Consider the following 3,944-nt stretch of genomic DNA (forward strand, 5'->3'; position numbering starts at 1 on the left):
GGGGTGACGTTGGCTCGACCTTCACGCGGTCGTCATTCTAGGGCGGAGCAAGGAGCGAAGCGACGCGCGCAGACCCTAGAATCCATTCCGTGACCTAAGAGCTTCGAGGCGATCCAGACAATGGCACCGGTACCGGAGTAGACAGTCGCCTTCTGCACCGCTGCATTCTTCGGCCCGCGTAACGACATGGATTCCAGGGTCTGCGCGCGTCGCTTCGCTCCCTTGCTCCGCCCTGGAATGACGAGTTCGAGGGCAGGCGCTTGCCATTCGTTTCAAAATATGGATTCAATAATAGATGAAGTTCAAAAATTATCTATAATTTCACGCAAGCCAAGGAAGACATCGTGACCAACGCAGCCGTTTCGGCCCAAAAACCCTCCTTCAGCCCACTGCGGCTGCACAGCCGTTCGCTCGCCTGGCAGATCGGCGCCGTCATTCTTGGCTCGCTGTTCCTGGCGCTGTCCTCCTATATCGAGGTGCCGATGGTGCCGGTGCCGGTGACCATGCAGACTTTCGCCGTCACCCTGGTCGGCGCGCTCTACGGCTGGCGCTTCGGCGCGCTCACCATTGCCGCCTGGCTGGTCGAAGGCGCGGCAGGATTTCCCGTGCTGGCGGGCGGGGCGGCCGGCATTCAGCATTTCGTCGGTCCGACCGGCGGCTATCTCTTCGCCTTCCCGGTCGTCGGCGCCTTTGTCGGTTGGCTGGCCGAACGCGGCTGGAACGGCAACCGCGTCATGCTGGCCTTCGCCGCCATGCTCATCGGCAACTTGCTTTGCCTGGTTCTCGGCACCGCCTGGCTCGCCGTCATGATCGGCGCCGAGAAGGCCATCACCTTCGGCTTCCTGCCCTTCATTGTCGGCGGCCTGCTCAAGTCGGCGCTGGGCGCGGCGACGCTGAAGCTCTTTTCCACCTATCGGGCGGAACAGCGCGACCGCTCGTCCGGGACGCGATGACCGTCAGGCTGCGCGCCCATCACCTGCTCTGCCTGCTGACCTATGTCGGCAAGGGCTACTCGCCGGCCTTCACCGCCAACTACGACAAGGTGGTGAAGCGGCTGGGCGAGGGCGAGGGGGTGGTGATCGTTTCCGGTCCGGACGACATCTGCGCACCGCTGCTCGGCGAACCGGAGCCGCATTGCCTGCGCCAAAGCGCCGCTGAGCGGGACGGGCTCGCCGCGCGCGACGTGGGGGCTTTCCTCGGCCAGCCGATCGAGGACGGCGACCGGTTGGTGCTGGATGCTTCCAGGCTGGCAGGGATGCGCAAGGCTTTTTCCGGCGGCCTGACGCGCCAGGCGTGCTCGGGCTGCGAATGGTCCGGCCTGTGCGACGCGGTTGCCGCCGGCGGATTCAGCGACACGCGTCTTTAGAGCATGATCCCGAAAAGTGGGCCGCGGTTTTCGGAAAAGATCATGCTCCAACAAAAGAACTGGATCAGGATGGCGATTCAACGCAACGTCATCCTGATCCAGGCAGCCCGATGCCGGCATATGGGCATCCCGGGCCTCCGCGCGGGATTTTTCGGTGGCGCGGCATCGTTTTTTAAGCCGGATGATTGCATTGTGATTCGCTTGGCGATTGAAGCCCGACCCCAAAAAGGCCATGCTTTGACCCGAAAAGATCGAGTCTGTGGGCGGTCCTCCAAGGGCGGGATCGCATCTGGCTGAAAGGGATACGATGCGGCAAGGACGTGCGCGCTGGCTGACGAGGCTGGCATTTTTGACCGGTGTGGCGCTTTGGGTGCTGCCGGTCCAAGCCAAGGAAGATGCCCAACCGCTCCAGATCACGTCTTTCTCGGGCGCGTATCTCGCGGCTCATATCGCAGAAAGCGACAACGACCTCGACGACGCGATCGCTTATTACAAGCAGGCGCTGGCCTTTGCGCCGGACGACAAGGATCTGCAGCAGAGCTTGATGCTGGCTCTGGTCGCGCAAGGCCGCTTCGAGGAATCGCTGGTCTACGCAGACAAGCTGAAGGAAGTGCCGGATGTCGAGCGCTTCTCGCGCCTCGCGTTGGCCATCGATTCCTTCCACAAGAAGGACTACGCCAAGGCGCAGTACTGGTTGAAGCTCTCGCTCGAATCCGATCTCGACCGGCTGCTTTCCGGCGTGATGGACGGCTGGGCCAAGGAAGGCGCCGGCAACGCGTCCGAGGCCATGGATTCCGTCGACAAGCTCAAGGGCCCGGACTGGTTCGGCCTGTTCAAATCGTTCCACCGCGCGCTGATCGCTGACGCTGCCGGCCTGAACGACAAGGCCGATGAACTCTACGCCGCCACCCTGGCCGATACCACGGCCGGCGGCTCCGCGCCCGAAACCTGGATGCGCAATGCGCAGGCCTATGCCTCGTTCCTCGCCCGCAAGGGTGACAAGTCGAAGGCGCTGGCGGTGTTGAACCAGGCCGAGGCCTTCGCGCCGGGCAAGCTCGAAATCACCACGTTGCGCGACCGCATCGCCAAGGGCGACAAGATCGAGCCGCTGGTGGCCGGCCCGGCCGACGGCGCGTCCGAAATCCTGCTCGACCTTGCCACCGCGCTCAACCGCGGCGGCGGCGAACCTTTCGTGCGGCTTTACCTGCAATATGCGCTGGCGCTGAAGCCCGACAGCGACGCGGCCCTGGTGCAGCTTGCCGCCGTTGCCGAGCAGCTCAAGGACGGCGAAGGCGCGGTCGCGCTATACCGCCGTATTCCGGCGTCCTCGCCGCTCAAAGAGCTCTCCGACCTGCAGATCGGCCTCAACCTTGCCGATCTCGACAAGCATGACGAAGCGATTTCCCACCTCAAGGCCTATCTCGACAAGCATCCGGAGGACATGCGCGCCTATCTGGCGCTTGGCGGCGTCTATGGCTCGAAGGAAGATTTCCGCTCGGCCGCCAATCTCTACGACAAGGCCGTCGAGCAGTTGAAGACGCCGACCGCCGCCAACTGGAACATCTTCTACCAGCGCGGCATCGCTTATGAGCGGCTGAAGGAATGGCCGAAGGCGGAGCCGAACTTCCGCAAGGCGCTGGAGTTGCAGCCCGACCAGCCGCAGGTCATGAACTATCTCGGCTATTCCTGGGTCGACATGAACATGAACCTCAAGGAAGGCCTGGCGATGATCCAGAAGGCCGTGGATCTGCGGCCGAATGACGGCTACATCGTCGATTCGCTTGGTTGGGCCTATTTCCGCATGGGTCGCTTCGACGACGCCGTGCGCGAGATGGAGCGCGCCGTCTCGCTGAAGCCGGAGGATCCGGTCCTCAACGACCATCTCGGCGACGCTTACTGGCGCGTCGGCCGCAAGCTCGAGGCCACCTATCAGTGGACCCAGGCGCGTGACCTGAAGCCGGATCCGGATGTGCTCGCCACCCTTCAGCAGAAGCTGCTCAAGGGCCTGCCGCCGATCGAATCCAACACCGCGCAGGAAACCCCGAAGGTGAAGCCGGAGCCGACGCCCGCGCCGAAAGGCTAGCCCGCTCGCCAGCGTTCAAGAAAACGGGGCTCGTCGAGCCCCGTTTTTATTTTAGCTCGGCGTCTGCCGAGCTTAGGCGTTGGCAGGCGGCATGCTTTGGAGATCGGTCGAAATACCCACTCCGTCGTCATCCACGGGCGGAGCAAGGAGCGAAGCGACGCGCGCAGACCCGAGGATCCATTCCGTGACTTCCGAGCGCTGCCGCGGTGCAGAATTCTGCTCCGCTGCATTCCTTGATCAGGGTCGCGGAATGGATTCCAGGGTCTCAGCGACGCCGCTTCGCGGCTGCTCCGCCCTGGAATGACGAGGTTGGGGAGGCTTCAGCCAATCCTCAGCGTTTGTGCCGATTTCACGGAAGTGACCGGCCAAAATCTTGCCCGTCGACAAATGGCGACTTTCAAAATCCCTGTGTCGAGAAGCTAGGCGGTGGTGACGATTTAACTATTTGAGCCAGATGGCGATAGCGGCGAGTTTGACGAAGCCCATGAAGTTGGC

Annotated in this window: 4 protein-coding genes; all 4 read left to right on the forward strand. The window is 62.9% G+C overall.

The window, feature by feature from the left end:
* The first annotated feature begins 344 nt into the window (after nt 1-344).
* Genes FJ417_RS32895 through FJ417_RS32910 form a run of 4 tightly spaced genes read left to right on the forward strand, consistent with a single transcriptional unit; the run spans nt 345 to nt 3,449 of the window.
* Entirely contained in the window at nt 345-953 is a 609-nt protein-coding gene (locus FJ417_RS32895) for a biotin transporter BioY (protein ID WP_140786332.1), read from the forward strand.
* A complete protein-coding gene (locus tag FJ417_RS32900; RefSeq protein ID WP_140659457.1) occupies nt 950-1,366 on the forward strand; it encodes a DUF1284 domain-containing protein in 417 nt (138 codons plus the stop codon). The genes FJ417_RS32895 and FJ417_RS32900 overlap by 4 nt, the downstream gene beginning before the upstream one ends.
* Nucleotides 1,367-1,408: 42 nt before the next feature.
* Complete coding sequence (locus tag FJ417_RS32905) at nt 1,409-1,663, forward strand: hypothetical protein (protein ID WP_140659456.1); 255 nt, start codon at nt 1,409-1,411, stop codon at nt 1,661-1,663.
* Between the two features lie 10 nt (nt 1,664-1,673).
* Complete coding sequence (locus FJ417_RS32910) at nt 1,674-3,449, forward strand: tetratricopeptide repeat protein (RefSeq protein ID WP_140786333.1); 1,776 nt, start codon at nt 1,674-1,676, stop codon at nt 3,447-3,449.
* Nucleotides 3,450-3,944 lie beyond the last annotated feature (495 nt).

The sequence above is a fragment of the Mesorhizobium sp. B3-1-7 genome, assembly GCF_006439385.1.
Taxonomy (GTDB): domain Bacteria; phylum Pseudomonadota; class Alphaproteobacteria; order Rhizobiales; family Rhizobiaceae; genus Mesorhizobium.